Annotated in this window: 1 rRNA gene; it reads left to right on the top strand. The window is 51.7% G+C overall.

Annotation, left to right across the window (positions count from 1 at the left end):
• Positions 1-2,603 (top strand): 23S ribosomal RNA (locus ACXAGP_RS22055); the annotation flags it as partial.
• Positions 2,604-2,630: the final 27 nt, after the last annotated feature.

The following is a 2,630-nucleotide window of genomic DNA, read 5'->3' as shown; positions in this document are numbered from 1 at the left end:
TTTATGTTGTAGTGGAATCTTCTGGGAAGTTGAGCGATACAGGGTGATAGCCCCGTACACGAAGCAACATAAAGCACATATTAAGTAGGACGGGACACGTGTTATCTTGTCTGAAGATGGGGGGACCATCCTCCAAGGCTAAATACTCCTGACTGACCGATAGTGAACCAGTACCGTGAGGGAAAGGCGAAAAGAACCCCGGCGAGGGGAGTGAAATAGAACCTGAAACCGTATACGTACAAGCAGTGGGAGCAGACTTGTTCTGTGACTGCGTACCTTTTGTATAATGGGTCAGCGACTTATATTTTGTAGCGAGGTTAACCGAATAGGGGAGCCGTAGCGAAAGCGAGTCTTAACTGGGCGCTTAGTTGCAAGGTATAGACCCGAAACCCGGTGATCTAGCCATGGGCAGGTTGAAGGTTGAGTAACATCAACTGGAGGACCGAACCCACTAACGTTGAAAAGTTAGGGGATGACCTGTGGCTGGGGGTGAAAGGCCAATCAAACCGGGAGATAGCTGGTTCTCCCCGAAAGCTATTTAGGTAGCGCCTCGGACGAATACCATTGGGGGTAGAGCACTGTTTGGGCTAGGGGGTCATCCCGACTTACCAACCCCATGCAAACTCCGAATACCAATGAGTACTATCCGGGAGACACACGGCGGGTGCTAACGTCCGTCGTGGAGAGGGAAACAACCCAGACCGCCAGCTAAGGTCCCCAAATATTGCTAAGTGGGAAACGATGTGGGAAGGCTAAGACAGCTAGGAGGTTGGCTTAGAAGCAGCCACCCTTTAAAGAAAGCGTAATAGCTCACTAGTCGAGTCGGCCTGCGCGGAAGATGTAACGGGGCTAAGCAATATACCGAAGCTGCGGCAGCACGTATGTGCTGGGTAGGGGAGCGTTGTGTAAGTGGATGAAGGTGAATCGAGAGGTTTGCTGGACATATCACAAGTGCGAATGCTGACATGAGTAACGATAATGGGGGTGAAAAACCCCCACGCCGGAAGACCAAGGTTTCCTGTCCCATGCTAATCAGGGCAGGGTAAGTCGGCCCCTAAGGCGAGGCAGAAATGCGTAGTCGATGGGAAACGGGTTAATATTCCCGTACTTTTATATACAGTGATGGGGTGACGGAGAAGGCTAGGCTGGCGTGGCGTTGGTTGTCCACGTGAAAGTGCGTAGGCTGGGGACTCAGGTAAATCCGGGTTCCTAAGGCCGAGACACGAGACGAGCTACTACGGTAGCGAAGCAGTTGATGCCCGGCTTCCAGGAAAATCCTCTAAACGTATGTATATAAGAACCGTACCCCAAACCGACACAGGTGGTCAGGTAGAGAATACTAAGGCGCTTGAGAGAACTCGGGTGAAGGAACTCGGCAAAATAGTACCGTAACTTCGGGAGAAGGTACGCCCCTGTTTGTGAAGGACTTGCTCCGTAAGCAGATGGGGGTCGCAGTGACCAGATGGCTGGGACTGTTTATTAAAAACACAGCACTGTGCTAAATCGAAAGATGACGTATACGGTGTGACACCTGCCCGGTGCCGGAAGGTTAATTGATGGGGTTAGCGTAAGCGAAGCTCTTGATCGAAGCCCCGGTAAACGGCGGCCGTAACTATAACGGTCCTAAGGTAGCGAAATTCCTTGTCGGGTAAGTTCCGACCTGCACGAATGGTGTAACCATGGCCATGCTGTCTCCACCCGAGACTCAGTGAAATTGAAATCGCAGTGAAGATGCTGTGTACCCGCACCTAGACGGAAAGACCCCGTGAACCTTTACTACAGCTTGGCACTGAACATTGACCCTACATGTGTAGGATAGGTGGGAGGCTTTGAAGCGTTGTCGCCAGATAGCGTGGAGCCATCCTTGAAATACCACCCTTGTATGTTTGATGTTCTAACACTGACCCGTTATCCGGGTTGTGGACAGTGTCTGGTGGGTAGTTTGACTGGGGCGGTCTCCTCCCAAATAGTAACGGAGGAGCACGAAGGTTAGCTAATCACGGTCGGACATCGTGAGGTTAGTGCAATGGCATAAGCTAGCTTAACTGCGAGACAGACACGTCGAGCAGATACGAAAGTAGGTCATAGTGATCCGGTGGTTCTGAATGGAAGGGCCATCGCTCAACGGATAAAAGGTACTCCGGGGATAACAGGCTGATACCGCCCAAGAGTTCATATCGACGGCGGTGTTTGGCACCTCGATGTCGGCTCATCACATCCTGGGGCTGAAGTCGGTCCCAAGGGTATGGCTGTTCGCCATTTAAAGTGGTACGCGAGCTGGGTTTAGAACGTCGTGAGACAGTTCGGTCCCTATCTGGTGTGGGCGTTGGATGATTGATGGGAGCTGCTCCTAGTACGAGAGGACCGGAGTGGACGAACCGCTGGTGTTCGGGTTGTGATGCCAATCGCATTGCCCGGTAGCTACGTTCGGAACGGATAACCGCTGAAAGCATCTAAGCGGGAAGCCGGCCCAAAGATGAGTCATCCCTGACAGTTTAACTGTCCTGAAGGGTTGTTTAAGACTAAGACGTTGATAGGCAGGGTGTGGAAGCGTTGTAAGGCGTTAAGCTAACCTGTACTAATTGCCCGCGAGGCTTAATCATACAACACCCGGTATTATTTGGTGTTGT

The organism is Planctobacterium sp. AWM4_229 (assembly GCF_056160305.1).
Note: the sequence above shows the minus strand (reverse complement) of the source record. Positions and strands in the feature narration are given on the sequence as shown.